15 protein-coding genes are annotated in these 25,762 nt (G+C 48.4%); 4 read left to right on the top strand and 11 right to left on the bottom strand.

Annotated features, from left to right (window positions below):
* Nucleotide 1 precedes the first annotated feature (1 nt).
* The 5 genes from MHM94_RS05700 to MHM94_RS05720 all read right to left on the bottom strand — a co-directional run bounded on the left by MHM94_RS05700 (nt 2) and on the right by MHM94_RS05720 (nt 9,602).
* Nucleotides 2–1,489: an MFS transporter gene (locus MHM94_RS05700; RefSeq protein WP_235418916.1), complete on the bottom strand. Its 1,488-nt coding sequence runs from the start codon at nt 1,487–1,489 to the stop codon at nt 2–4.
* Nucleotides 1,489–3,321: an alpha-amylase family glycosyl hydrolase gene (locus MHM94_RS05705; RefSeq protein ID WP_235418915.1), complete on the bottom strand. Its 1,833-nt coding sequence runs from the start codon at nt 3,319–3,321 to the stop codon at nt 1,489–1,491. Before MHM94_RS05705 ends, MHM94_RS05700 begins: the two co-directional genes overlap by 1 nt.
* Before the next feature lie 82 nt (nt 3,322–3,403).
* Nucleotides 3,404–5,218, bottom strand: a complete 1,815-nt coding sequence (locus MHM94_RS05710) for a glycoside hydrolase family 13 protein (protein WP_235418914.1) — start codon at nt 5,216–5,218, stop codon at nt 3,404–3,406.
* A complete protein-coding gene (locus tag MHM94_RS05715) occupies nt 5,218–6,711 on the bottom strand; it encodes a tryptophan halogenase family protein (RefSeq protein ID WP_235418913.1) in 1,494 nt (497 codons plus the stop codon). Before MHM94_RS05715 ends, MHM94_RS05710 begins: the two co-directional genes overlap by 1 nt.
* A gap of 86 nt (nt 6,712–6,797) precedes the next feature.
* Entirely contained in the window at nt 6,798–9,602 is a 2,805-nt protein-coding gene (locus MHM94_RS05720) for a TonB-dependent receptor (protein WP_235418912.1), read from the bottom strand.
* A 652-nt stretch (nt 9,603–10,254) separates the two neighbouring features.
* Here MHM94_RS05720 and MHM94_RS05725 point away from each other — a divergent pair.
* A complete protein-coding gene (locus MHM94_RS05725; protein WP_235418911.1) occupies nt 10,255–11,874 on the top strand; it encodes an alpha-glucosidase family protein in 1,620 nt (539 codons plus the stop codon).
* A 187-nt stretch (nt 11,875–12,061) separates the two neighbouring features.
* Nucleotides 12,062–12,298 carry a hypothetical protein gene (locus MHM94_RS05730; protein WP_022945095.1) on the top strand — a complete coding sequence of 79 codons (237 nt, stop codon included), beginning with the start codon at nt 12,062–12,064 and terminating at the stop codon, nt 12,296–12,298.
* A 77-nt stretch (nt 12,299–12,375) separates the two neighbouring features.
* Here the strand turns inward: MHM94_RS05730 and topA are convergent, their stop codons facing one another.
* Nucleotides 12,376–15,021 carry a type I DNA topoisomerase gene (gene topA, locus MHM94_RS05735; RefSeq protein ID WP_235418910.1) on the bottom strand — a complete coding sequence of 882 codons (2,646 nt, stop codon included), beginning with the start codon at nt 15,019–15,021 and terminating at the stop codon, nt 12,376–12,378.
* A 266-nt stretch (nt 15,022–15,287) separates the two neighbouring features.
* Nucleotides 15,288–18,206, bottom strand: a complete 2,919-nt coding sequence (locus tag MHM94_RS05740; protein ID WP_235418909.1) for an Ig-like domain-containing protein — start codon at nt 18,204–18,206, stop codon at nt 15,288–15,290.
* Nucleotides 18,207–18,371: 165 nt separating this feature from the next.
* Here MHM94_RS05740 and MHM94_RS05745 point away from each other — a divergent pair, with 165 nt between their 5' ends.
* Nucleotides 18,372–19,706 (top strand): dicarboxylate/amino acid:cation symporter, encoded by a 1,335-nt coding sequence (locus MHM94_RS05745; protein ID WP_045978389.1) that lies wholly within the window; start codon nt 18,372–18,374, stop codon nt 19,704–19,706.
* 54 nt (nt 19,707–19,760) lie between these two features.
* Here MHM94_RS05745 and sohB read toward each other — a convergent pair whose 3' ends face one another.
* Together sohB and MHM94_RS05755 are read right to left on the bottom strand one after the other, a co-directional pair.
* A complete protein-coding gene (sohB, locus tag MHM94_RS05750) occupies nt 19,761–20,777 on the bottom strand; it encodes a protease SohB (RefSeq protein WP_235418908.1) in 1,017 nt (338 codons plus the stop codon).
* A 100-nt stretch (nt 20,778–20,877) separates the two neighbouring features.
* The gene (locus MHM94_RS05755) at nt 20,878–23,283 is read right to left on the bottom strand and encodes a VolA/Pla-1 family phospholipase (RefSeq protein WP_235418907.1); all 2,406 of its coding nucleotides are present in this window, start codon (nt 23,281–23,283) and stop codon (nt 20,878–20,880) included.
* Nucleotides 23,284–23,481: 198 nt separating this feature from the next.
* On the opposite strand from MHM94_RS05755, the gene MHM94_RS05760 reads away from it, so the two are divergent.
* A complete protein-coding gene (locus MHM94_RS05760; protein ID WP_022943559.1) occupies nt 23,482–24,231 on the top strand; it encodes a YciK family oxidoreductase in 750 nt (249 codons plus the stop codon).
* 58 nt (nt 24,232–24,289) lie between these two features.
* Here the strand turns inward: MHM94_RS05760 and rluB are convergent, their stop codons facing one another.
* Both rluB and scpB read right to left on the bottom strand, forming a co-directional pair.
* A complete protein-coding gene (gene rluB / locus MHM94_RS05765; RefSeq protein ID WP_138507858.1) occupies nt 24,290–25,153 on the bottom strand; it encodes a 23S rRNA pseudouridine(2605) synthase RluB in 864 nt (287 codons plus the stop codon).
* Nucleotides 25,150–25,740, bottom strand: a complete 591-nt coding sequence (scpB, locus tag MHM94_RS05770) for an SMC-Scp complex subunit ScpB (RefSeq protein ID WP_022943561.1) — start codon at nt 25,738–25,740, stop codon at nt 25,150–25,152. Before scpB ends, rluB begins: the two co-directional genes overlap by 4 nt.
* Between the last annotated feature and the right edge of the window lie 22 nt (nt 25,741–25,762).

The following is a 25,762-nucleotide window of genomic DNA, read 5'->3' on the forward strand; positions in this document are numbered from 1 at the left end:
ATTAATGATTAAGTTTCACCCGCGTAAGTGCAAGCGCTGCCAACACAAAAGACACGCCACCAATGATGAGCGCGTAAATAGGTTGATTGGCAAAGCCATGCTTTAAAATAAGCCCGAGAATACTGGCTGCAAGCAACTGCGGAATAACGATAAAGAAATTGAAAATACCCATATACACGCCCATTTTCGAGCTTGGTAGCGCGCTCGAAAGCATGGCATAAGGCAACGAAAGAATAGACGCCCACGCAAAGCCAATTCCCACCATAGGCAGCATCAGCCAGGCCGGGTCACTAATAACCAAAAAGCTGGCCAGCGACAGTGCCCCTAAGAGCAGGTTAACGGCATGGGCGATGCGAATACCGACGCGCTTCACCATCACCGGGATCACCAGTGCGGCCAGCGCAGCAAAGCCGTTATAGGCGGCAAACAGCACGCCAACCCAGTCAGCACCATCATTGTACGCTTTAGAAGTAACATCAACACTGCCATAGTGATGGCTGGTCACCGCAGCCGTGGTGTAAATCCACATCGCAAAGAGCGAAAACCAGCTAAAAAACTGCACCCAAGCAAGTTGACGCATGGCCTTGGGCATAGTGAAAACATCGTGTACCACCGCGAAGAAACCGTTCCCTGTGTAGCCTTGGCGCTGTTGCCAAGCGGCGATGCCTTGTAACATGGCAAAGGCCAGCAGTAAGCCCCCGAGCAAGTACAACTCTTTCTCTAAGTCCATCACCCCAACGGCTGCGATAATCGCCGCCCCTGATAGGCCGCTAACCACTAAAGTGCGAGCAAAGTTAATGACCTGCGTGGTATCGATTGTGGCATTGGCCTGTGCGTCGTCATTAAACGCCGCGAGTTGCTCTGGGCTGTATTCCTTGGTGGTGAACACCGTCCACATAACACATCCCAACAAAAACGCACCGCCGACGTAAAAAGCATACTGCACTGACGGAGGAATCACCCCGGCGGCAGCGGTATTACTGACATCAAACCAATTGCTTAAGATCCACGGTAAACTGGAAGCGACCACCGCACCCACGCCAATGAAAAAGCTTTGTAGTGAGTAGCCGAGCGCACGTTGCCTGTTCGGCAAATTATCACCGACTAATGCACGAAAGGGTTCCATGGTCACATTAATTGACGCATCCATAATCCATAACATGCCCGCCGCGACCCACAGTGTTGGTGAGTTAGGCATTACCACTAAGGCCGCCGTAGTGACGATCGCACCGTAAAAGAAATACGGACGGCGACGTCCTAAGCGCCCCCAGGTTTTATCACTCATATAGCCAATAATGGGTTGCACGATAAGCCCGGTAAGCGGCGCCGCCACCCATAAAATGGGGATGTCATCGATTTTTGCTCCGAGCGTTTGGAAAATGCGGCTGACATTAGCGTTTTGCAACGCAAAGCCAAACTGGATCCCCATGAATCCGAGGCACATATTCCATATTTGCCAAAAGCTTAAGCTGGGTCTTTCATTTTGCATTATTGTTTACTTCCTAATTGCACCACACTGACACCCTGATATGGCAGTGTTAAGCTGATACCTTGGGCATCGAACTGTGGCTCTGTGCCTAATAAGGTTTCCCCCTCGTCACTGGCGATATCAATACGCACAGACTGTGGCTGCTGCGCGAAGTTAGCCACCACGAGAATGCGCTGCTGCGCAAGTTGGCGCACAAAGCTAACCACCTGCTTTGGTTGTGAGTTGGCAACGCTTTGCAGCTCACCGCCGACAATGGCAGGCAACGAATTAAGGGCCATAAGTTGGACATAAAACTGCCGTAATTGGCGCTGCTCTGGGCTCAGCAGTGCACCGTCAAAAGCGCCATTGTTCATCCACTGTTGATGAGCAGGCACCCCAATGTAGTCAAAAATACTGGTGCGCGTTGGGTCGCCAAACCCGGGCTCTTCAGAGCCATCCTCGCCCACCGTTTGGCCAAAATAGAGCATGCTTGGCGAGCGCCCGATTAAGGTCGATACCGTCATCGCGGGCTTGCCCCAGTTCATGTCGCCGGCAAAATCGCTGCTGGCGATACGCTGCTCGTCGTGGTTTTCTAAAAAGTGCAACATGTGCTGCTCAATATCCGCCACCTCTTGGTGCTTAGCAAGCAAAGTATCCGCACCTTGTTGGCCCTGAATAATGGCCTTTAAGGTGTCATAGAAACCCACCTTGTCGTACAGGTAATCCATTTTCCCTTGGTGAATATAAGGGCGATATAGGCTTGGGTTATACACTTCGGCAAGTAAGAAGGCATCGGGGTTGGTCATTTTAATAGCGGAGTTTAGGAAGCTCCAAAACTCTACCGGCACCATTTCTGCCATATCATAGCGAAAGCCATCCACGCCTTTGGCCAACCAGTACTGAGTGATATCACGGAATTTATACCAGCTATCCGGTAGGGATTTATCTTGCCAAAACTGGTAGTGAGCACGGTAATCTTTGTTCGCATAGTCCTCAGGCAAACGCGGGAAGTCATAGCTGCCATCGGGTTTGACACCATAATTGATCTTTACCGTCTCGTACCAATCGTTGATATCAGGCTGCGCCTTGCGCGCGCCATTGCCGGTCCATTTCGCTGGGGTTTCCGCAAAGTGGCCATCGGCCTTGGGGTGGCTCACCCCCCCGAGTACTTGATACTGCGGCGACTGCGGTACCTGAAATGACTCACCGACCACATAATAAAAGTTGTTATCGCGGCGATAGCTGACGCTGGTATCGTCATTGGCGCCGAAATCCGCTACTCCCTCGGGCTTAGATACCGAGTGATAATCACGCGCGACATGGTTAGGCACAATATCGATAAGCACTTTCATGCCCTGCTCATGAGTACGAGCAATCAAGGCCTCGAACTCTTGTAAGCGATCGCTTGGTTTCGCCGCTAGGTCGGGGTTAACGTTATAATAATCTTTAATGGCATAGGGTGAGCCCGCTCGCCCCTTGACCACATCAGGATCATCACCTGGTAGTCCGAAGTCACTGTAGTCGGTGACCGTGGCGTGGTGTAACACCCCGGTATACCAAATATGAGTCACCCCCAACTCTTTAATCCCCGCGAGGGCTTTGTCATCAAAATCGGCAAATTTGCCTACGCCATTTTCGCTGAGCGTGCCCCATGGTTTATTAGTTTGCTTGGTGTTACCAAATAAGCGCGTAAACACTTGGTAGACCACCGGCTTTTGTACTTGCTCGGCATCTTGTTGCAGCTCTTTTTCAGCGTCTTTACTGTGCGAGGAACTGGTGTTTTCAGAGCAGCCTAGCAGGGCTACAGCCAATGACCCAGCCAGTAGCGTGGTTGTTAACTTGTTGTCTTTCATGGGTACACTTTGTTATTTCTTTTATGACAAAAATACTACGTTCTCCACGGCCCCTTTGATATGCCGTGCATACGTATTCACTCTATTGCAGTGCTAAAATCATGGCTTGTTCAGCGCCGATTGCCAGCGTTTGATTTAACCGTAACATCTCACCACTTAGCAGGTTTTTGGCCTGCTTTGCGCCTTGTAAAATCTCGGCATAAGGTGCCAGTTCTAGGTGCTGTTTACCGCCTTTGTTCAATATCACCACAATGCGCTGCTCATTATCAATACGGGCATACAGGTAGACATTGTCCTTGGGAGCAAAGTGCACCATCCGACCTTGACGCAGCGCGCTATGTTGTTTGCGCAACTGCAATAAGGTGCGTAGATAGCCTTGCATCTGTGTTTGCTCTGCGCTCAAGCCTTGCCCAGTGATGGCATCGGCTTGATGGCCACTGAAACCGCCGGGGAACTCAATACGAATATCCCCATGGGCATCCGAAGGGGTGTTATCAAGTAACACCTCCGTACCATAATAGACTTGGGGAATGCCACGAATAGTAAGCATCAGTGTCATTGCCAGCTTGGTTTTGTTAAGGCTTTGCCCGAGCTGGGTGTATATGCGGCTCATATCATGGTTATCGGCAAACACCAGCAAGTCATCGGCGTTGGCATACATAAAATCATTACCGAGACTTTGATACACCCGTACCCAGCCGGTGTGCCAACCGGGCTCTTCATTGAGGGCTTTGACCAGAGCCGCTTGCAACGGGAAGTCCATCATTGAATTGATGGCGGTGCTAAAACCGTCTTGGTTGTGTTTGCCGCGCTGCCAATAAGCAATAATCCCTGGATTGGTGGTCCACTCTTCACCAACAATACTGAAGTTGGGATACTCGGCCATAATGGCCTGACTCCAACGGGCCATAAAGGCTTTATCGGAATAGGAATTGGTATCGACGCGAATACCGCTAAGCCCGGCCTGCTCAATCCACCATATACTGTGCTGAATCAAATAAGTGCTCAGCTCGTCTACACGCTGATTCAGGTCGGGCATTGCTGGTACAAACCACGCATCGTTAAAGCGAGTGCGATCGTATACGCTGCTGTGGGGGTCCATCACCGTTTGTCGACGATGATTATTAGCCAAAAACTCACCGCCATTGTTAATCCAATCTCGGCTCGGTTTATCGGCTACCCATGGGTGATTAACGCCAATGTGATTGGGCACCATATCCATGATCACCCCGATACCCCGCTCAGCGGCTTGCGCCACCATATCAAAATAGGCCTCATTGCCGCCCATGCGCGGGTCGATGGCATACAGGTTGGTCATCGCATACCCATGGTATGACCCTGTGGCCATATTATTTTCTCGCGCTGGAGTGAGCCATAGTTGCGTAAAGCCCATGCGCTGCAGGTAATCGAGACGCTCGGTGATCCCTTGTAAATCACCGCCACGGCGGCCGTCGCGCGCCTGACGGTCGACTTTTTCTACCATACTGGGGTGGTTATCGTTATGCACGTCGCCGTTGGCAAAGCGATCGGGGTTAATAAGGTAGATCACATCATCGCGGCTAAACCCTTGACGTTGCTTTGAATTGTGCGCCCGCGCCTTGAGTTGATAGTCAAATTGCGCGCCATCGTCGGCGACAAACTGCAGTGTGCCTGGACGCGCCTGGGCACCGATATGCACGCTGAGAAACTGGTAGTTGTCGGAGTCAAGATGGTGCTGACGCGTTAGTTTAACGCCGTCGTATGGACGTAACTGCCACTGCCGCTGGGCGCTGTTTGGTGCATGCAGCAGCAATTGTACATCGGGGTTTTGCATTCCTACCCACCAATGTTTTGGCGCCACTTCGAGGCCCTGACAGGGTAGTGCCAATAAGGCCAATAACACCATAAATACACGCATTAGCTTAGATTCCTTTGAATAAATTGTTGGTGGCTCGGCATGCTTTGCACTGCCTGATTAATCAGTGTGCGCAAACTTTGCAGTAATTCATCAAGTTGCTCATTTGATAATTGCTCAGCCAGCGGGTGATGCTGTTGGGGCCAACAGTTTTGACCGATCAATACCTGCTGCCATGCCACTTCGGCAAAGAGTTCATCTTGATAACGATGCACTTGCCCGCTTTGTTGGAACTGGGCGATACGCTCGCTGAGAGATGGCGGCAGTTCCATATCGGCGCAGTAACGCCAAAAGCGACTATCTTGGCGCTGATTGAGGGCATAATGGAGAATAATAAAGTCGCGAATTTGCGCCATTTCGGTGCTAAATAAGCGGTTAAATGCACGCACCGAGGCGGGGGCAATGCCTTGGTGTGGAAAATGTTTCAATAAGCGGATCACCGCAGTTTGAATCAAATGGATACTGGTGGACTCAAGGGGCTCAAGGAAGCCACTGCTTAAACCGATGGCGACCACATTTTTGTGCCATTGCTGGCGCCTAGCACCAGTGCGAAATGGGATCACCCGGGGCTCATGCAATGCCTCACCGGGAAGGTTTGCCAGTAACTGCGCCTTGGCTTGGTCGTCATCGAGGTAGCGAGAGCAGTAAACTAAGCCATTACCAACGCGATGCTGCAACGGGATTTGCCACTGCCAACCGCTATCATGAGCGATGGAGCGGGTATAAGGTAGCGGGTCTTTATCGTCGCTGTGATGCGATTGCACAGCGATGGCACGGTCGCACGGTAACCAGTGTGACCAATCCTCAAAACCGACCCCTAAGGTTTGCGCTATCAACAGTGCTCGTTGACCGCTGCAATCAATGAATAAGTCCCCTTCTACGCGCTCGCCTGATTGCAACACCAACGCCTGCACATCGCCGTTATCACTTTGATCAACCTTATCAACCTTAGCGTCTATACGCTGAACGCCAAAGTGTTCGGCGCGCTCGCGCAACAATTGCGCATACAAGCTGGCGTCAAAATGATACGCATGCTCAGTACCGGCTAACGGGGTATTGGGTAAATGCCGCAGTGGTGCAAAGCGCCCTGCTTTTGCTGCTTGGAAATTAAGTGAGTAATCCCACAACGAATGGCCAAGACCTTGCTCTTTTGCATGGTGAAAAAGGTGATGAAAATCACAAAAGGGCAGCGCTTTACCTAAATGACCAAACGCATGCATGTAGCTGTCGCCCTTGCGGCCCCAGTTTTCAAACTGGATCCCCAATTTGATCGTCGCCCCGGTGCGCTTTATCAGCGTTTTTTCATCAATCCCCAAGGCGTTGTTAAAGGCGACAATCGGCGGTATGGTCGCTTCGCCGACACCGACAGTTCCAATATCCGTGGACTCCACTAAGGTGATGCTCAGCTGTTTACCCAGCATTTTTGCCAGCAACGCGGCACTCAACCACCCTGCTGTGCCGCCTCCTAAGATCACCACCCGATTAATATTTGCCATCTCTGTGTGCCCCGCTATTAGCTGTTAACTTCAAAAAAGCCCTTGAAAATTCAAGGGCTTTTTAAACAAGTTACGACAGTTAAGAGTTATAGCTCATACTTGAAACCGAGCAAGTAGGTACGACCATAATCTTGGTAATCACGTACTTGCAGGGCATTGTCACCTTGTAGCGAGATAAACGGCTCTTCGGTGATGTTTTGCACTTGGAAAGTAATCTCTAGACTCTCTAGGCCTTGAATACCGGAATCAGCAAAGTCATACCCAAGCTGTGCATCCCAGATGGTTTCACCTTGGATATCGACTTGGTCAGTTGAGAAACCCACACCGTAGATATCGCCTTTAAAGTCACTACGCTTACGCATGCTCGTACGTGCGGTGAAGCCATAGCGCTCATAGTACAAGGTTAAGCTTTGAATGCTGTCAGACAAACCTGGCAATTCATAGTCGTTGCCATTGGGGTCTTCCATATCCTGCTCAACACCGGTATGGCTGGCCAGTAGACCAAAACCTTCTAGCTCATCGGCGAATAAGTTAAACGGTAATGCCACGGAAAGCTCGTAACCCCACAGGTCACCGCCACCGCCATTGATTTTACCTGAGCCGGTACCGGTGCTGTTTGGTGGAATTTCACCAGTAGCCGGGTCGGCCACGCCGCTCATGTCAATCTCATAGTTACCGTCAAAAATCCATTGGTTCAGGTCTTTATAGAACACCGCTGCCGAGAAGTAACCTTCTTCACTAAAGTAGTTCTCATAGCTTAAGTCGAAGCCCGTCGCCTCTTTGGGTTCAAGCTCCGGGTTGCCGCCGGATACCGACCAATAATTGCCGTTTTCATCTGGCTGCTGGGCATTGTACGACGCGCTGATTGAGGCATTCATTTCATCTAAGCGCGCACGAGAGATGGTTTTCGCCGCACCAAAACGCAGCGTTTGCTGCTCATCTAGAGCAAAGTTAAGGTTTAGGCTCGGCAGCACATTGCTGTAGTCGTGGCTAATATCGGTGGGTTCGGCCACAACGAGGCCATCAACGACATTAAAGGCATTACCCTGTGACGACTGTTTGGTATACACATAACGCACACCGACATTACCCGTTACTGGGATATCGCCTAGCTCTGCATTAATATTGGCTTGTACAAAAGCGGCGGTGACTTCTTCTTGCACTGTCCATGAACGTGTTAAGTGCTTAGAGTCGGTTAGGCTTTCACGCAGCAGATTATAGTAACCGTCATCCACGAGTGCACGGGTATCGTAAGCGACCATTGGGCCCATGCCAATAAAGCTTAAATCGGCGCTGCCAAGACGATACTGCTCAGGCACTTCGAGCATGCCGACGTTTTCTGGGTAAGAGAAATCAGCCAAAGTCATAAAGTAGCCTTCAGAGACCTTGGTTTTCTCACGGTCACGATAAGACACGCCAAATTCCACACCGCTGATGTAGGCGTTATCCATTGCCTTGCTAGCGGCCAATTTCAACGTAGTTAATTCGTCTTCCACTTCTGGGGCATTAATAAAGCCATCTTGCGCGGTGTTCTCATATGGCGTGCCGGTTAAGCCATATTGATTATTTAATGCCGCACTAGAACCCCAAGATAAAGGCCCACCTAATTGAATAAGGTTGAAGTCGCTGTAATCAAGCTGGTGCGAGAATTGGGCGCCGGTGTTGCCATCATCAAAGGCATAACCGATATTATCGGAAATACCGTTATTGTCACCACGACCTGTACCTGAGTAGCTTTCGATACTCCATACTTGACGCTCTACTTCTGAGCGACTGGCGTCAAATTCCAGCTCCCAGTCGTTACTAAGGAGGTATTCTACATTAAAGCCAAACTGACTCAGATCCGCTTTACGCTCTTCAAAGTCGTTACGAACGACAACGCGTTGACCTTCTGTTAAGGCGCTGGTGATAAAGCCGCTGTCTGCATCAACCGTTGCGCTCTCAGGAGAGATTGAGCCTTGACCCCATGCAAACGGGACTTCAATACCACGAAGGATTTTTTCGTCAGTAAAATCAACATAAAGCGCGTCAAAGGTCATGCTCAAGTCGCTGGTAGGCGCGTATTCAAGCACTAACATCGCCGAGTCACGCTCGAGCGTTGATGAGCGCACAAAAGGTTTCGCCCCACCCAAGATTGAATAAGTATCCCCTGAGTCTGTGGTAAATTCAGGGTAGCCCCATGAGTTCCAACGTTTCTCTTGGTTGGGTGAACTCATCGTTGTATAAGCAAAAGCAACGCCAAAGGTATCGTCAGCGAACTGATCAATGTAAGAAACCGTACCACGGAAGCCTTTGTCATCGCCGTCTGGATTTAGTTTATCGAAACTAGTTTGCTCAAGCTGGCCGTTAAACTGAATGACCTGCTCGCCCTTGCTTAGCGGGCGGACTGTTTGCATATCGATAACACCGGCAATGCCTTCAGCATCAAGTGACGCACTCGGTGTTTTATAGACCGTTACACCGCTCATAATTTCTGACGGGTAAAGGTCGAATTCTACGCCACGGTTGTCGCTGATAGAGACTTGTTCACGACCATTAAAGGTGGTGGCGCTCTCGTTTTCGCTAAAACCACGTACGCTGACACGTGATGCGCGACCGTCTAAGCGCTGTGCAGTCAAACCAGGTAAGCGAGCAATAGATTCAGCAATAGACGAATCTGGTAATTTACCAATGTCTTCAGCAGACACTGACTCTACCACTTCTGTTGCAAAACGCTTGGTATTGATTGACTCGACGACACTGCGGCGAAAGCCACGTACTTCAATCACTTCAACATCTTGCTGCTCATCGGCTTGCGCCTGCGCTTCGTTGCCTTGAGCATACGCGACTTGGCTACCTAAACCGGCACTCAACAGTGCAAGCGTTAGCATACTTGGTTTGAACATAGACATAGTGTTTTATCCCGATTAACCATTTTATTAGGACCAATTGGTGATAGTTAGCGCTGCACCAATTTGGCTCGTGTTGTTGTCGCAAAAAATACTAACGCTCGTCTTAAATTATTAACAAACTTATGCATACGTATTCAATGTAATTGCAGCTGCAATATTTTACATTTTAGTTACATCAAAATTAGCAACAATCCAGTAAATATGCGAGCTTGCTAGCCTTTACAGCACAGTTACAATTTAACACCCCCAACAATACGCTGCCCTAGCCTACGCCAGCCCCCTGAACCCATAAATAAGCCCACATCCCTTACTAGTAGGGCTATTGAGAACATGATAGTAAGAGCCCATACAGTGGCGTGGTAATTGGTCTTACCATTCATTTTCGCACTACTTTAGTGCATTGGTGGGCTGAATGGCCTTAAATAAGTGCAAGACCCGATTACCGGAACCAGCCAGCTCATTGGCACTGTTTCCATTGGTAAACAGCCTTTTGGTATCAATTTGGTGACAAAGCCAAGCAAACACTAAAGCCACCTAATGCGCTTTTGCATACGAATACATCATGCATACGTATGCAGATTTTTTACAAGCGTTCTGAGGTTGCCGTATTCTTTGCCAAGCAAAAAAATTAACCGATGTTCTGGAGCGAAACATGGCGAACCCTCTTTGGTGGAAAGGTGCGGTAATTTATCAGATTTACCCCCGCAGCTTTCAAGATACAAACGGCGATGGAATTGGCGACCTCCGAGGTATTATTAACCGCCTTGATTACATAAAAAGCTTGGGTGTGGATGCGGTGTGGATCTCACCGTTCTTCAAATCGCCAATGAAGGATTTCGGTTATGACATCAGCGACTATCGTGATATTGACCCTATTTTTGGCGATCTTACAGACTTCGATGAACTGATCGCCGAAGCACATCAGCGCGATATTAAAATCATTATTGATCAGGTATTGAGCCACACCTCTGATCAGCATCCCTGGTTCTTGCAAAGCCGCGAATCAAACAATAATGACTATGCTGATTGGTACGTGTGGGCAGACGCTAAAGAAGATGGCACGCAGCCTAACAATTGGCTATCCATTTTCGGCGGCCCGGCATGGCAATGGGAACCTCGTCGCGAACAGTATTATTTGCATAACTTCCTCACCGAGCAGCCAGACCTTAATTTTCATAACCCGCAAGTGCGCCAAGCGGTGCTGGATAACGTGGAGTTTTGGCTTAAAAAAGGCGTTGATGGCTTCCGCTTAGATGCCATTAACTTTTGCTATCACGACGCTCAATTACGTGATAACCCGGCAAAGCCAAAAGAAAAGCGTCAAGGCCGTGGTTTTAGCGAAGATAACCCGTACGCTTTTCAATACCACTACTACAACAACACGCAACCTGAAAACCTCGACTTTATGCGCGATATTCGTGCCTTACTCGACAAATACCCAGGCACGGTAGCACTTGGGGAGATTTCGTCTGAGGATTCCCTTGCGACCATGGCCGAATACACCAGCGGCGGCGACAAGCTGCATATGGGATATAGTTTCGAGCTACTAACCGATGATTACAGCAGCGCCTATATTCGTAAAACGGTTGAGACCTTAGAGGCGAATATGCTCGAGGGCTGGCCTTGCTGGGCGTTTAGTAATCATGATGTGGAGCGTGTTGCCAGCCGTTGGGCAAAAAACGGCGAAGTTAACCCTGAACAAGTAAAAATGTTGACCGCACTGCTTGGCTCCCTACGTGGCAGTGTATGCATGTATCAAGGCGAAGAACTGGCATTAGGCGAAGCGGATGTTGCATTCGAAGATTTGCAAGACCCCTATGGCATCACTTTTTGGCCCAATTTTAAAGGCCGTGATGGCTGTCGCACGCCGATGCCTTGGCAAGACGGTGAGCACGCCGGGTTTAGCACGGTAAAACCATGGCTGCCAGTAAGTCATGCTCACAGCCTACACCATGTTGCCAAACAACAACAGGATGCTCATTCAACGCTCAATGCCTACAGCGAATTTATGGCTTGGCGGCGTCAGCATCGTGCGTTAGTTGAAGGTGACATTCACTTTATTGATACTCATGAGCCCGTTCTTGCCTTTATCCGCAACCACGGTGATGAGTCCATATGTTGTTATTTTAACCTATCGGAGCAACCCGTGAGTGTCGAAGTAACGCACGCGCCCAGTCATCAATATCAAGATTCGTTGCGCCATCACACTGGGCGATTGCAAGGCCAAACACTGCATTTACCTGCATTTGGCTGTTGGTTTGCTCGTCTTTAACCCCTTCCCTTGTGTCATAAAACGTGACATTTTTTAGCACCCTACGGGGTGCTTTTTTTGTGCTTGTTCAAAAGTCATGTTGCTCACCCAAGGACAACGTCGGTTATCTTGACGATAAAAATAACTCACTTTCTAAAAACCGACGATTAAGCTAAAAATAAAGCACTTTCCAAAGAGGAACTATGCAATGAAATACCTTGTTTTAAGTGCGCTGTTTGCTATTGGCTTACAAAGTGCTTTTGCCAGCGATGACCTACCAGTCGCCCCCGAGGAGATAATCAAGGAGCACACGCAGATGTGCCTAGACTGGGCCACGGAAGATGACATTGATGCGCAAAGCCAGTATCAGTATGTGCTCGACTGTGTCAATGACGAGCTCAGTGACAATGGTTACCAGCACGTACAACAAGTGAATATCAAATAGCCACTTGCCTAATATGGGCCTAGGGGAATAAAAAAGCCGCTCAATCATTGTGAGCGGCTTTTTCTTTTTTCTGCGGGTTACTTTTTCTTTTTCGCTTTCTTTTTCTCTTCTTCAACCCATTTACCATTTTCGTAGGTTGCCTTCCAGCCAGTCGCTTTACCATCGACTTCTGTCATTACATACTGCGACTTAGTCTTTCGGCTAAAACGTACTACCGCTGGGTTACCATCAGAGTCAGTCTCTGGCGCATCGGCTAAATAGTAAAATTTAGGTGATATACGATCGCGAAAACGCTTTAATTCAGAAACCTTAGGTGCCCGAGTCTCCCGTGACTTAGGAAAAGTAGAGGCAGCCAAGAATATACCGGCTGCGCCATCACGCAGCACGAAATAGGCATCCGATTTCTCGCATTCAAGCTCTGGCAAGTGCACCGGGTCCTCTTTAGGTGGTGCCGGCTCGCCATTTTTAAGCAGTTTACGAGTATTTTTACAGTCTTCATTGGTACAGCCAAAATACTTACCGAAGCGACCGTTTTTCAGCTCCATATCGGCGCCACACTTATCGCACTCAATAATCGGACCATCATAGCCCTTGAGCTTAAACTGCCCTTGTTCAATGAGGTAGCCACTGCACGCGGGATTATTACCACAGACATGCAGTTTTCGGGTTTCATCAATTAAATATGAATCCATGGCGGTTTCACATTTAGGGCAACGCTTCATTTGCATCAGTGTTGATGTTTCAACATCTTCAACTTCATCGGCATTGACCGCTTCCTCACCAGGCGTGAGGTTCATGGTGGTGGTGCAGCGTTCCCTAGGTGGCAAGTTATACCCAGTACAACCTAAAAATACACCGGTTGATGCTGTGCGGATCCCCATTTTTCTGCCACAGCTAGGACAATCAATGTCAGTCTCGACCATTTGGTTTTGACGCATTCCGCCTTGCGCCTCATCGCCACTGGCAATGGCTAACTTTTCCGAGAAGTCAGCATAAAAGTTATCCAGCACTTGAGTCCACTGACGCTCGCCCTCGGCAATATCATCCAGGCGCTCTTCCATTTTGGCGGTAAAGTCGTAGTTCAACAGCTCGGTAAAGTTCTCAACAAGGCGATCGGTGACGATTTCACCCATTTTTTCAGCGAAGAAACGACGGTTTTCCACCCGCACATAGCCTCTGTCCTGAATAGTGCCGATGATCGAAGCATAGGTTGAGGGTCGACCGATACCGCGCTTCTCAAGCTCTTTAACCAAGCTTGCTTCACTGTATCGCGCTGGCGGCTTGGTAAAGTGCTGTTGTGGGTCCAGCTTATCTAAGCTTAATTCATCACCGACACTCAATGCTGGCAGCGCTTGCTCTTCATCGCTTTTCTTGCGCACGGCAGGTTGCACTCGGGTCCAACCATCAAAGCGCAATACGCGACCTTTGGCTTTAAGCTCAAACTCACCCGCTGTGACCGTCACTGTGGTTAAATCGTATTGCGCTGGCACCATTTGGCAGGCAACAAATTGACGCCAAATAAGCTCATACAGTTTCTTCGCGTCAGCATCAACACCCTCAACATGCCCTGAAAGAACGTTCACATCTGACGGTCGGATTGCTTCGTGCGCTTCTTGTGCGTTGCCTTTTGCGCTGTAAATATTGGCTTTTTCCGGCAGGTAATTGTCGCCAAAATTATCGGCCACATAACCGCGACACATGGCGATAGCGTCTTGTGACAAGTTAGTCGAGTCAGTACGCATATAGGTAATATAACCGGCTTCGTAAAGACGCTGCGCTAGCATCATGGTCTTTTTAACGCCATAACCTAAGCGCGTACTGGCCGCTTGTTGCATGGTGGAGGTGATAAAAGGCGCACTTGGGCGGCTTTTACTCGGTTTTTCTTCAACGTCGGTAACTTGGTACTGAGCCGATTGCAGCTGCGCTACAGCAGAGTCTGCCTGATCTTTATTAACCGGTTTAAAGGCTTTACCTTGCTCTTTGGTCACCAGAAGACGTAACGCATCGGCTTTGGCTTGTACATCGGCATGAATATCCCAAAACTCTTGCGGGATAAAGGCCTTGATTTCGCGCTCGCGTTCCACAAGCAGACGAACGGCAACAGACTGCACGCGCCCAGCAGATAACCCGCGCGCCACTTTTTGCCACAACAAAGGCGAGACCATAAAGCCAACAACACGGTCTAGGAAGCGTCGCGCTTGCTGAGCCTGCACCATATCGGTATTCAGCTCGCCCGGGGTAGAAAAGGCCTGTTGAATGGCATTTTTGGTGATTTCGTTAAAAACTACCCGTTTGTACTTCGACTTATCACCGCCAATAATCTCTTCAAGGTGCCATGCAATGGCTTCCCCTTCTCTATCCAAATCCGTTGCGAGATAAATTTCATCTGCCGTTTCGGCGAGCTTTTTTAATTCTTGAACAACTTTTTCTTTACCGGGTAACACCTCATAGTGAGGCTCCCAGCCTTTTTCTGGGTCTATACCCATGCGTGCAACTAGGTTTTGATAGTCACGCTTCTTTTTATAGGCGGCTTTTTCCTCAGGGGCCATTTTGCGCACTTCGGCGGGGGATTTTGCCGCAGGCGCCTTCGCCTTACCTGACCCTGAGGTGGGAAGGTCGCGTACGTGACCTACGCTGGACTTAACAACATAGTCCTTGCCTAGGTATTTATTAATTGTTTTTGCTTTTGCAGGAGACTCTACAATGACTAGCGATTTGCCCATAATAGCCTAAGTTGACCTATCTCTTTTTATAATGATTGCCCTTGTTCGTGGGCACGAATAAATATAGGTATATCTACAAACACCTATTGTTACAAGCTTTGACGCTAAACTTTTATCTAATCAGCGATTTTTTGACCAGCTATTGCTGTGATTTTGTCCGTTATGGTGATTAATCACCGGTGCACAGGCTAACGCCGGGCAATATATAGGAATAGAAACAAAAATGCCAACCGAGTGGTTGGCATTTTGTTTAATCGTTATGACATTTACCTGTCATCCCTAACCGTCATACCGGCAGTAACGATTTTATCAGCACCATCATCAAAGCCTGATGGAATGGTGAAGGTAATAACAAGAGATCCTTCATTTTTGTTATTCCCTTCTGGCTCTCTAGAGATAGTGACATCGTGGTACATAGTTTCCGTCGAATTTGTGTTAGAAATTATGCTGTTACCGCTGCGAATATCAAGATCGCCATTGGATGATTCAACACCAATTTCTGTGCCCACTGGTAGCGGGTTACCAAATTCATCACTGTAGAAAATACGAACGCCCAGAGAAGCAAAACCGCCACTGACTTGGCTCAGGTCAACAAATCTTACATCACACCACTTCCGCTCTACGCCGTCTTCACCGATTACAGGCGCCGCGTTAGTTGACTCTAACTTAATAAAATCAGAGCCGATGCACTGCTCTTGAAGCGTGGCAAAACGTACATAAGGCTGATCGCCAGACATCACCAGCTCAACGCTGCTGCGCACCTCAATCAGTTCACGAGTACACTCTCCGGCCGCCTCAGCTTCTTGTGAGCAAAGTAAGCCATTGTATTTGCCGTCGGCTTCATCAAAGATGCCATCGTTATCAAGGTCACGCCAGGCTTCGTTATGACCGCCTCGCGAGATTAGCTCTGAACAAGGGTCAGTAGGCCCAGGTGCAGGGTCGCAGTTGGCTTTATCGAAGGTGCCGTTTTCGTTATGGTCGATAAAGGCCTCGGTTAAGTCATACTCTTGATAGTACTCACCAATATCGAATAGGCCGTTACGACGGGTAACACCACCACTTGACTCTTCATCAACGAAGTTTTCTTGGCCTTTGGCTACCGCCATCACGGTAACGCGACCACCCATAACAACACCGTTAGGGTCATTTTTAGCGCGTACCATACCATTGATACAAGGTGCCGCTTCACCAAAATATGGGTCACAGTTTTGCACACCGGTTTTTGGATTAATGCCCTCGGTGGTAGATGAGTCGCCATCGATATCACCAATACGGTTACCCCATTTATAATCCCAAAACGGTCTATCGCCTTGGCTGCGCCATTGAACAGTACAGGCCGCATCGGTGGTTTGACACTTAAAGGTGGGGTTAAACTGCGTGCCATCAATAACACCCGTAACACCGGCTTCGGTTAATACGGTTGCTTCAACACCATCGCCACTTAGCTGATTGAACTGGTCGCCAAAAAATACCGTAAGATTGGATATCACATTGTTGTAATAAAGCGAGTTGGAATTTATAACATCGGTGCTTAAATCAAAGCTGTTCTGATCGGTCACGCCTGAGCTTAAAGTAAGCAAGCTCGATACTGAGCTGATTTGCTCGCTTAATGGGATAAGATTAAGTTCCCCTTCAGGGCAAGAGCTGGGTGCATCGGCTGCTTGACAGGCTTCAAATTCATCAACCCAACAGGTCAAATCATCACCTTCAGGCAAGGCGGCAACATCGGCTTTTGGCACATAGCAGGCTTTTACAACTAGGGCACCTGGGACCACACCTGATGTGACTGTGGTTTGTACCACACCGTTGTTATCGGTATTACCCGTTGCCTGAGTCAGTGCCGCTTCACCGGTACCGTCAGTCAAACGAAAATCGATGCGGTCTTGAGCGACTGGATTGCCATCTTCATCAAGAAGTTTAAAGCGCACCACAGATTGTGTAGGAACACCACCTTCACCTGGAGGAAGAGCGATAAACGCCTCACTTACATCCATAAATTGAATAGATTGTACAGGTGACGCTTCAACCGGAATAATAGTTGTCGCGGTGTAGTTCTTACCGCCAGTCTCTACTGTTACAGTAACGTTATCTTCAATGTTACAGCCGTTCGCGCGGTAGGTTGCTGTAGCGATACCGGCACGCGATTTTACTTTGTCATCCAAAGTAGACTGACCACTGGCGGCACAAGTAGAGCTAAATTCAACATCGGTCGGAGTTTGGAATAGGTTGCCTTCCTCATCGCGAAGCTGCACTTCGATAACCGTACTGCCACCGGCTTTAAGTGGGATAACATTATTGTTGTTATCCGTTGCCAAGCCGTTATCAACTGTTAGCTCTAAATCTACCACACCCACAGCAAAGTTAGTGGTGTCAGTGACGCCCAATGCTTCGGCGGTAATCGTGCCTGCGCCACCTTGGTTGCCTGGCTGTAAACGCAATAAAGCGCGGCCAAACGAGTCGGTTAATGCAGTGCCAGATGATGGTAATACCGTACCCACTGAGGTCTGGGCATTAACGATTGCTGAGCCCACGCCGTCGCCACTTTGAATGCTGGTTACTTCAACGTAAATCTCACCCACTTCGTTAGAAGAAATGCTATTTACGATATTACAACCGGTATTTGGGTCACGAGGGTCAAGCATGACGTTATCACGGTCATCATCCCAGCCAGCGTTACAACCAGTGAGTAGTAACACGTCAACATCGGCGGTTTCCTCTGTCACAACAACGTCATCACCTTGGGTGGTAAAATCCGCTTGCGCTGTCACTTGGTCTCCCGCCGCCGGAATGTAAGTTGCGGTTACACGACCCGCGCCTTTCACTTGACCTGGACCAATGGTGACCTGTGCGACACCATCTGCGTTCGTTTGTGCAGAAGCAGGTTTTAGCTCACCTAGGGTATTGCCACTTACTTGCTGCAGGCTAAACTCAATGGCCTTACCGGACACCGAGCCTGAAGTTGCGCTGAGCGTTGCTACTGCTTGCGCCGGGTTGTCATTAGAAATAGGATTTTCGGCAGATATTGCATTGCCTTCACTGTCCACCACGGTTACGGTAATGGAATAACTACCGGAAGAACTACCATCTCCCCCCGTGTCACCACCTTCTTCTAAACTGCCGCCGCCACCGCAGGCGACTAGAAGTAAACTCAGTAAAGAGGCACTGAGCAATCGCACAAAACGCATTGACTTCTCCCTAACGTTTTATTGTTTAAATTATTTACTTAATATTAACCCAGGATGAGTGAATTACGCATTCCTTTTTTGAAAAAAGTTGTCGTTTTTCGCTGCATTGAGTGATTTTCGCTGATAGGCTATAGCGAATTACAATAACGAAGATGAATCATACCTATGTCTGAAAAAGGTTCAATGTCTCTCACCACGCGTATTATGATTGGTATGGCGCTAGGTGTTGTTGTCGGCTTTTTGTTCAAGTTGATTTTGGCCGGTGAAGACGAATTATTACTTGATTTAGGCTTGTTTGCCTTTCCTGTTAAAGGCTTTTTTGTTGACGGTTTATTCAATATTGGCGGGCAAATCTTCATTGCCAGCCTAAAAATGTTGGTGGTGCCACTGGTATTTGTGTCCCTCGTTTGTGGTACTTGTAGCCTCAGTGACCCGAAAACCTTAGGTCGTTTAGGTGGTAAGTCTATCGCCATGTATGTGGGTACCACCGCCATTGCCATCACCGTCGCCATTACCTTAGCGCTGTTAGTAAGCCCTGGCGATGGCGTCACCTTGCCAAATGATGCGACCTTTGATGCGAAAGAAGCGCCGACGCTGGCTCAGGTCATCATCAATATGTTCCCCACGAACCCTATTGATGCCATGGCCAGTGGTAACATGTTGCAGGTCATTGTTTTTGCGCTACTATTCGGTATTGCTATGGCCCTCAGTGGCGAAGCGGGCCAGCGCCTAAGCGCCGTTTTTGAGGACCTCAATAACGTCATTCTTAAACTGGTTACTTTACTTATGAACATTGCTCCTTACGGGGTCTTTTGTTTGATGGCAAAACTGTTTACGACCATTGAGCTGGGGCTTATTTGGAGCCTGATGAAGTATTTCGGTGTGGTGGTCGCAGCGCTGCTGATCCATGGGTTAATTAACTACTCTATCCTATTGAAAGTGCTGACTGGCTTAAATCCTGTCACCTTTTTATCGCAAATGAAGCACACTTGTTTGTTTGCGTTTAGCACCTCAAGTTCCAGTGCAACCATGCCTATTACACTTGAGACCGCGACTAAAAAGCTCGGTGCCAGTAACTCCGTAGCCTCATTCACTGTGCCACTGGGAGCCACTATTAATATGGATGGCACCGCCATTATGCAAGGCTGTGCAACCGTGTTTATCGCTCAAGTGTTTGGTGTCGATTTAAGTATTTCAGATTACCTAATGGTTATTCTTACCGCCACATTGGCATCCGTTGGAACCGCTGGAGTGCCAGGAGTTGGCTTGATTATGCTGGCGATGGTACTGAATCAGGTGGGCCTCCCCGTCGAAGGTATCGCGATTATTATCGGCGTCGATAGATTGTTAGATATGACGCGTACAGCGGTTAATGTGACCGGTGATTGTATGGTTACCTGTGTTGTCGCCAAATCTGAAGGACAGCTTGATGAGACCGTCTTTAACGATCTCGAGTCGGCTAAAGAACTGGAAGAATATAAGCCCAAAGCAAGAAGCTAACTTCACTTGTATAAAAAAACCTCGCCGTTGTGGCGAGGTTTTTTTAAATCTAAATTAAGGTCTCAGGCGCTGACCCTTAGACCATATCTTTAAACCTGCTTTTTCCACCGCGAGGCTTAGGCTATGCGCGACTTTATCCGCCAAGCCTTGTTTTTTCTTATAGCTCACTTTGTAAGCTTGTCGCTCTTTACTCAGTGCCAGTAATTCATCATCACTGGTCGTGATTCTATCCACTAACCCTTTTTCTTTGGCATCAATCGCAAACCAGTGCTCCCCGGTAGCGACGGTGCCTAAGTCTAATTCAGGGCGATGCTCGCTGACAAAGTGTTTGAACAATTGATGCGTTTGCTCGATTTCTTGGCGGAACTTTTCTCGCCCTTCATCGGTGTTTTCACCAAACAAAGTGAGGGTCCGCTTATACTGCCCTGCGGTAATGAGCTCTAGATCAATATCGTTCTTTTTCAGCACCTTATTAAAGTTTGGTATTTGCGCAACCACACCAATAGAGCCAACAATAGCAAAAGGCGCAGCAATGACTTCATCGCCAACACATGCCATCATATATCCACCACTGGCGGCGACTTTATCAATGGCAATGGTCAGTGGTATCTGTGCCGCTTTCAAACGGGCCAGTTGCGACGCTGCTAAGCCATACCCATGAACAACGCCTCCGCCGCTTTCCAAGCGCACTAATACCTTATCTTTTTGCTTATCGGCCAATGTTAAAATCGCCGTGACTTCCTCACGTAGGCTCTCAACTTCATGAGCATCCATGGAGCCAACAAAATCAATCACGTATAGGCGCCCCTGCTCTGCGTCACCGCTGTCACTTTTAGCTGCCTTTTTCTGTTCTTTCTTGAGCGCTTTTAAGGCTTTTTTATCCAGGGTGTTTGCTAAAAAGTCATCTTTCAACTGTTTTAACTTTGCTGAGAGATCGTCAACCTGAAGTGATCCTTCTTTACTTTTAGGTTTATTTGCCGCTCCTGCAATCATTGCGATGATAATGACGATTGCCACTAAAAAAGTCAGGGTTTTTGCAAAAAATAACCCGTATTCATAAATATACTCCACCTAGAGTCCCTCTTTCATTGTTGATGCACGGCAATGTAGCACAGCCATTAGCCACAAAAAAGCCGCGCAATTGCGCGGCTGATAGTCGAAACCAGTGCGCTTACTGGGCTATCACATCTTCATTTGTGATAGGCAATATCGTACCTTTGGATTTCAGATAGGTCGCTACTTGCTGTTGCATTTCAGCATTCGCTGCAGCGCTATCTGCTGCACTTGCTCCTGCTTGTGGGTTCGCAGCTGGCGTCAAGAGAGTACCATGGTGGCCTTTACTAAAGCGTACAAGGTAGCTTTCTGGGCTATCTGCTAACTGCGTTTGTGCTGCATTGTCAGCGCCCATCATCATTGCAAGTGGAATAGTTCCGGCAATGGGGTTGCTCTCAACCATTGGTGGGATCACCGTATCCGGCTTGTTTTCCATGCCATCACCCACAACCACACTAGTGTAAACTGGGGTTTGCTGTGCGTTTACACGCATTGCGTAGTTGGTTGGGTCTCCAGCATCAAGCAATGTTTGTGCAGCGTAGGTAAACTGCGTTAACAACCCTTGAATATTAGCCAAGCTGGCAGTGTCACCTTGAGCTGTTAACTGCGCTAAAAACGCTTGGTAACCACAGCCAACATACGCCTCTTGGTTATCAATAAATTGTGCACAGCTAGAGACTGCGCCTTCTTGTAGGAATGCGCCAAACGCTGCTGACTCATCGGTTCCTGCGCCAGCTAATACTGAACCTTGGATAAATGGCCCAAATGAATCTGAAGCAAGTAAGAAATTGGCGATACCGCCGCCGCCACTGCCAAGTGCCACAGTGTTCACTTTAAACAATGGATCAACCTGAGGGTCAAGCTCCGCATTCGTCATAGATAAGAACGCCGGGGCCACAACCGCACCTAAGGAGTGACCGACGAAGCCCACATCCATCGTGTTGAGCATAGGGTCGTTGGCAAAATTAAGACCTAGGCGCAAACCAAGTAAATCCGCAGCTGATTGGCGTAAGTTATCACGCGCCACCAGCAATGAATTCAAATTCATATACGCAAGCACAGAGCCTGTGGTCGCATTAAAATCGTCAGTGCCATCATTGTCGACATCGATTCCACGCTCACCGTGAGCCGGGTGGTCAATAGCAACGGTGGCAAAACCTTGAATACTTAGCGCCGCAGTCAACGCCAGCATGTCCTCTTTGCGACTGGTAATCCCATGTTGCATGATAACGACTGGCCAGCCAGCAGCAGGCATGCTCATGGCATCAAGCCCAAGCTGACTGCGGATAGCGTTTAGGGTCATTAAATCTGCCGGTTTTGTAACCTGTACAGGTATATTGCGATAGCTCTGTACTTTCGGAATGGTGTTGTATTTCGTGAGGTGACGTTTGTCATCCAAGCTTAAATCACGCAATTGACCGCCGCTGAGAGCGGCACATATCGCATCATTTTCACTCACTGGTTGCTCAGGGAATGCTTCGCCAGCCTGCTCTTTATAACCAAGCACGGTTACAGCGCTGTCGCAGTTTGCTTGCCAGTAGGTGTCGTTTAAATCACTGAGCTCTTTGCCTTGTGGGCTTTTTAAGTAGTAAGGAAGAACAATGCTGCCTTTTTCATAGCTCACTGCGTTAAATGCAGGATTAATGTCTTGCATGCCTTGAGCCGCAAAAACCTGCCCTACTGTGAGCGCAGGCTGTTGTGGGATCATCATCTCAGGCTTAGGTAAGCTATCTTGAGTAAGCGACGCAGCAAGCAAGCTTTTAATCGTGCCGAGCACTTCACCTGCACTTTGCATGGTCATCGCCGCTGAGTAAATAATGTCGTCTTTGCTTAGGTCACTGCCGCCAACAATAACGTCTTCGTAACTATTGATCACCGCTTGCAAACTCAGTTGCTGCTCAGTAACAAGTGGGTCTTCACTGCTAACGCTAGCATAGGTCGATGACGGGGCAATGGCGTTACCGGCTGAGTCGGTCAGGCCGTTAGTCAATACCGTAATGTACGAGCGCCCTTGAGTAAATGGCTTAAGTGGTACAACAGCCACGGAATTACCACTGGCTTGGGTGATAAAGTCGACGCCAAAGTTAAGTTCTTTAACATATTCACAGGCGATGCCTGCCGGTACTTGGGCGCAGGTTTGTGAGCTTTGGTCGGCGCCCATCACAACTTCAAAAATACGCACATTACCCGGTGTTGCAGCCGATGTTGCATCAAGGCTTACACCAGGGGAAAAATCGAAATCAATGGCATACGGCATTTGCGTCGACCACCCATCTAACGCACCGAGCGCCAGTTGGGGGTTAGTGTAATCATCGCCTTCACCAGGAATATTCAAGGTGCCATCGGTGGTGCCGCTTAAAAGCAGATCATTGGGTACGGAGATTTCCCCGGCACCGGGGTCAAACACCACTGTGGATTGCGGAACAACCGTAGGTGTTTCATTTTTAACGTCTTCGAGCGTTTCTCCGCCACCACAGCCAGCGAGCGCAGACGCTACAGCGAGAGGAAGTAGCAATTTTTTCATGTTGTTGGCTCCAAACCTTTTTTATTGTTATCTGCTTATTATGTGTGTATTAAAGATAGCAAAATGTTAATGACACATTAGACCAGTTTAACTTAACGTAAACCTATGCCTTTCGCCACTTAATTTTGTAATTAAATCGATTACTTGTTATTTGAGTATGGTAAAATTCTTAAAAAGATCATGCTCTAGGTGCAGCTTATGCAAAACTACCAAGCAAGTGCAAATGCATTAGATGAAAAAGTCATATTAATTACTGGGGCTGGCGACGGCATCGGCCGGGTTGCCGCGTTAACCTATGCCAAATACGGTGCTACAGTAATTTTATTAGGTAAAACAACTAAAAAGCTCGAAGCAGTTTACGATGAAATCGTCGCTGCAGGTGGCCCACAACCAGCGATTGTTCCATTAGATTTAAAAGGCGCCACGCAGCAAAATTACCGTGACCTGGCCGCCACTATTGATCAGCAATTTGGTAAGCTCGATGGCTTATTAAACAATGCTGGTATCCTGGGTGCATTAGGCCCAATGGAACATTTCTGTACATCCACTTTCGAGAACATCATGAAGGTCAATGTCACTGCGCAAGCAATGCTGACCAAAGCGTTGTTTCCTGTGTTAAAGAAATCAAACAATGCATCGGTTGTGTTTACGTCGTCGGGCGTTGGCCGCGAGGGCCGCGAATTTTGGGGGGCTTATGCTATTTCTAAATTTGCCACCGAAGGCATGATGCAGACATGGTCGAAAGAAGTCGATAAAACCAATATTCGCATCAATTGTATTAACCCAGGCGCGACCCGCACGAGTATGCGTGCCAGTGCTTACCCGGGAGAAGACAAAGACAAGCTAGCAACGCCTGAAGACTTGATGCCCACGTACCTTTATTTAATGAGTGATGACTCTAGTGACGTTAATGGTCAGTCGTTGGATGCGCAAATTAAAAAGAAATAATTAGCACATCATAGATGTAAAAAACGCCGCGTTGATTGCGGCGTTTTTTGTATCTGAATTAACGGCGTTTCTTTTGTTGTTGCACGCGCTGGTTGTGTTTTTTAACAGCTTTTCTAATGCGGTTCACTTTAGCGCGTTTGTCTTTTCGCTTGATAGGGTCAACCGATAACTTAGTTTGTGTTTCAGGCTTTAACTTAACGGTCTTACGCAGGTAATTCACTTTACTGAGCTCAAGTTCTTCCCAGCCACCTTGTGGTAAGCGCTTATTGAGCTCTAGCTCGCCATAACGTACGCGGATCAGGCGCGATACTTCCACCCCTTGAGATTGCCACATACGACGCACCTCACGGTTACGCCCCTCGCTCAATGTAACGTTAAACCATTTATTGATGCCCTCACCGCCCATAGGCTTAACACTATGAAAACGTGCCGGCCCATCATCGAGCTCCACGCCTTTGGTGAGGTTGCGAACTGCTTCTTTGCTTACATCACCAAATACGCGCACCGAATATTCACGCTCAATTTCGTAGCTCGGGTGCATCACCCTGTTGGCGAGCTCTCCATCGTTGGTAAATAACAGCAACCCTGAGGTGTTAATATCTAAGCGACCAATGGCAATCCAGCGGTCGCCTTCAATTCGCGGTAGTCTGTCAAATACCGTACGACGCCCTTCAGGATCTTTACGAGTGCACAGTTCACCTTCGGGTTTGTGGTACATTAATACCCGACACACTCGCTCTTGTGGCTCTTCAACTTTGACAATGTGGCCATCAACACGAATGGTTTGATTAGGCTCAACGCGATCGCCTAAGCGCGCCACTTTGCCATCAACACTCACGCGGTTGGCCTCGATGTACTTTTCCATCTCGCGACGGGAGCCGACGCCGGCTCTGGCTAGGACTTTTTGTAACTTTTCACTCATTCAGATGGTTCTCTCACAGAAGGATCGTGTAATAACTTGTCTATCTGGCTTTGTTGCTGCTCAGGGAGCGGCGGTAATTGCTCTAAGCCAGATAGCGAAAAATAATCTAGAAATTCATTCGTCGTCGCATATAACGCGGGGCGACCAGGGACTTCCTTATGGCCAATCACCTTCACCCAACCGCGCTCCTGCAATGTTTTCATAATATTGCTAGCAACTGTCACACCGCGCACTTGCTCTATTTCGCCTCGGGTTATAGGTTGACGATAGGCTATCAGTGACAGGGTTTCCATTAACGCCCTTGAATATTTCGGTGCCCGTTCTTGAAATAGCTTGCTGAGCCAAGGGCTTAAGCTGCTGCACGCTTGAAAGCGATAACCTGAGCCAACGTGCACTAAGCGGATCCCTCGGGTTTGATAATGCGCGCTGATGGCCTCTAAAGCTTCATTAACGCGCTTAGAAGACACATTAATATCACTGAGTACAGTTTCTTTGAGTTGTTTTTTTGTCAGCGGTTTAGGGGCAACGAAAATTGCCGCCTCTAGCAACTCTATAAGCTGCTCGTCACTAATGCGTCGCGTGCTCATGCTCAGACCTCCATCGCGGGCG

This window comes from Pseudoalteromonas sp. CNAT2-18.1, assembly GCF_022347865.1.
Taxonomy (GTDB): Bacteria; Pseudomonadota; Gammaproteobacteria; order Enterobacterales; family Alteromonadaceae; genus Pseudoalteromonas; species Pseudoalteromonas ruthenica.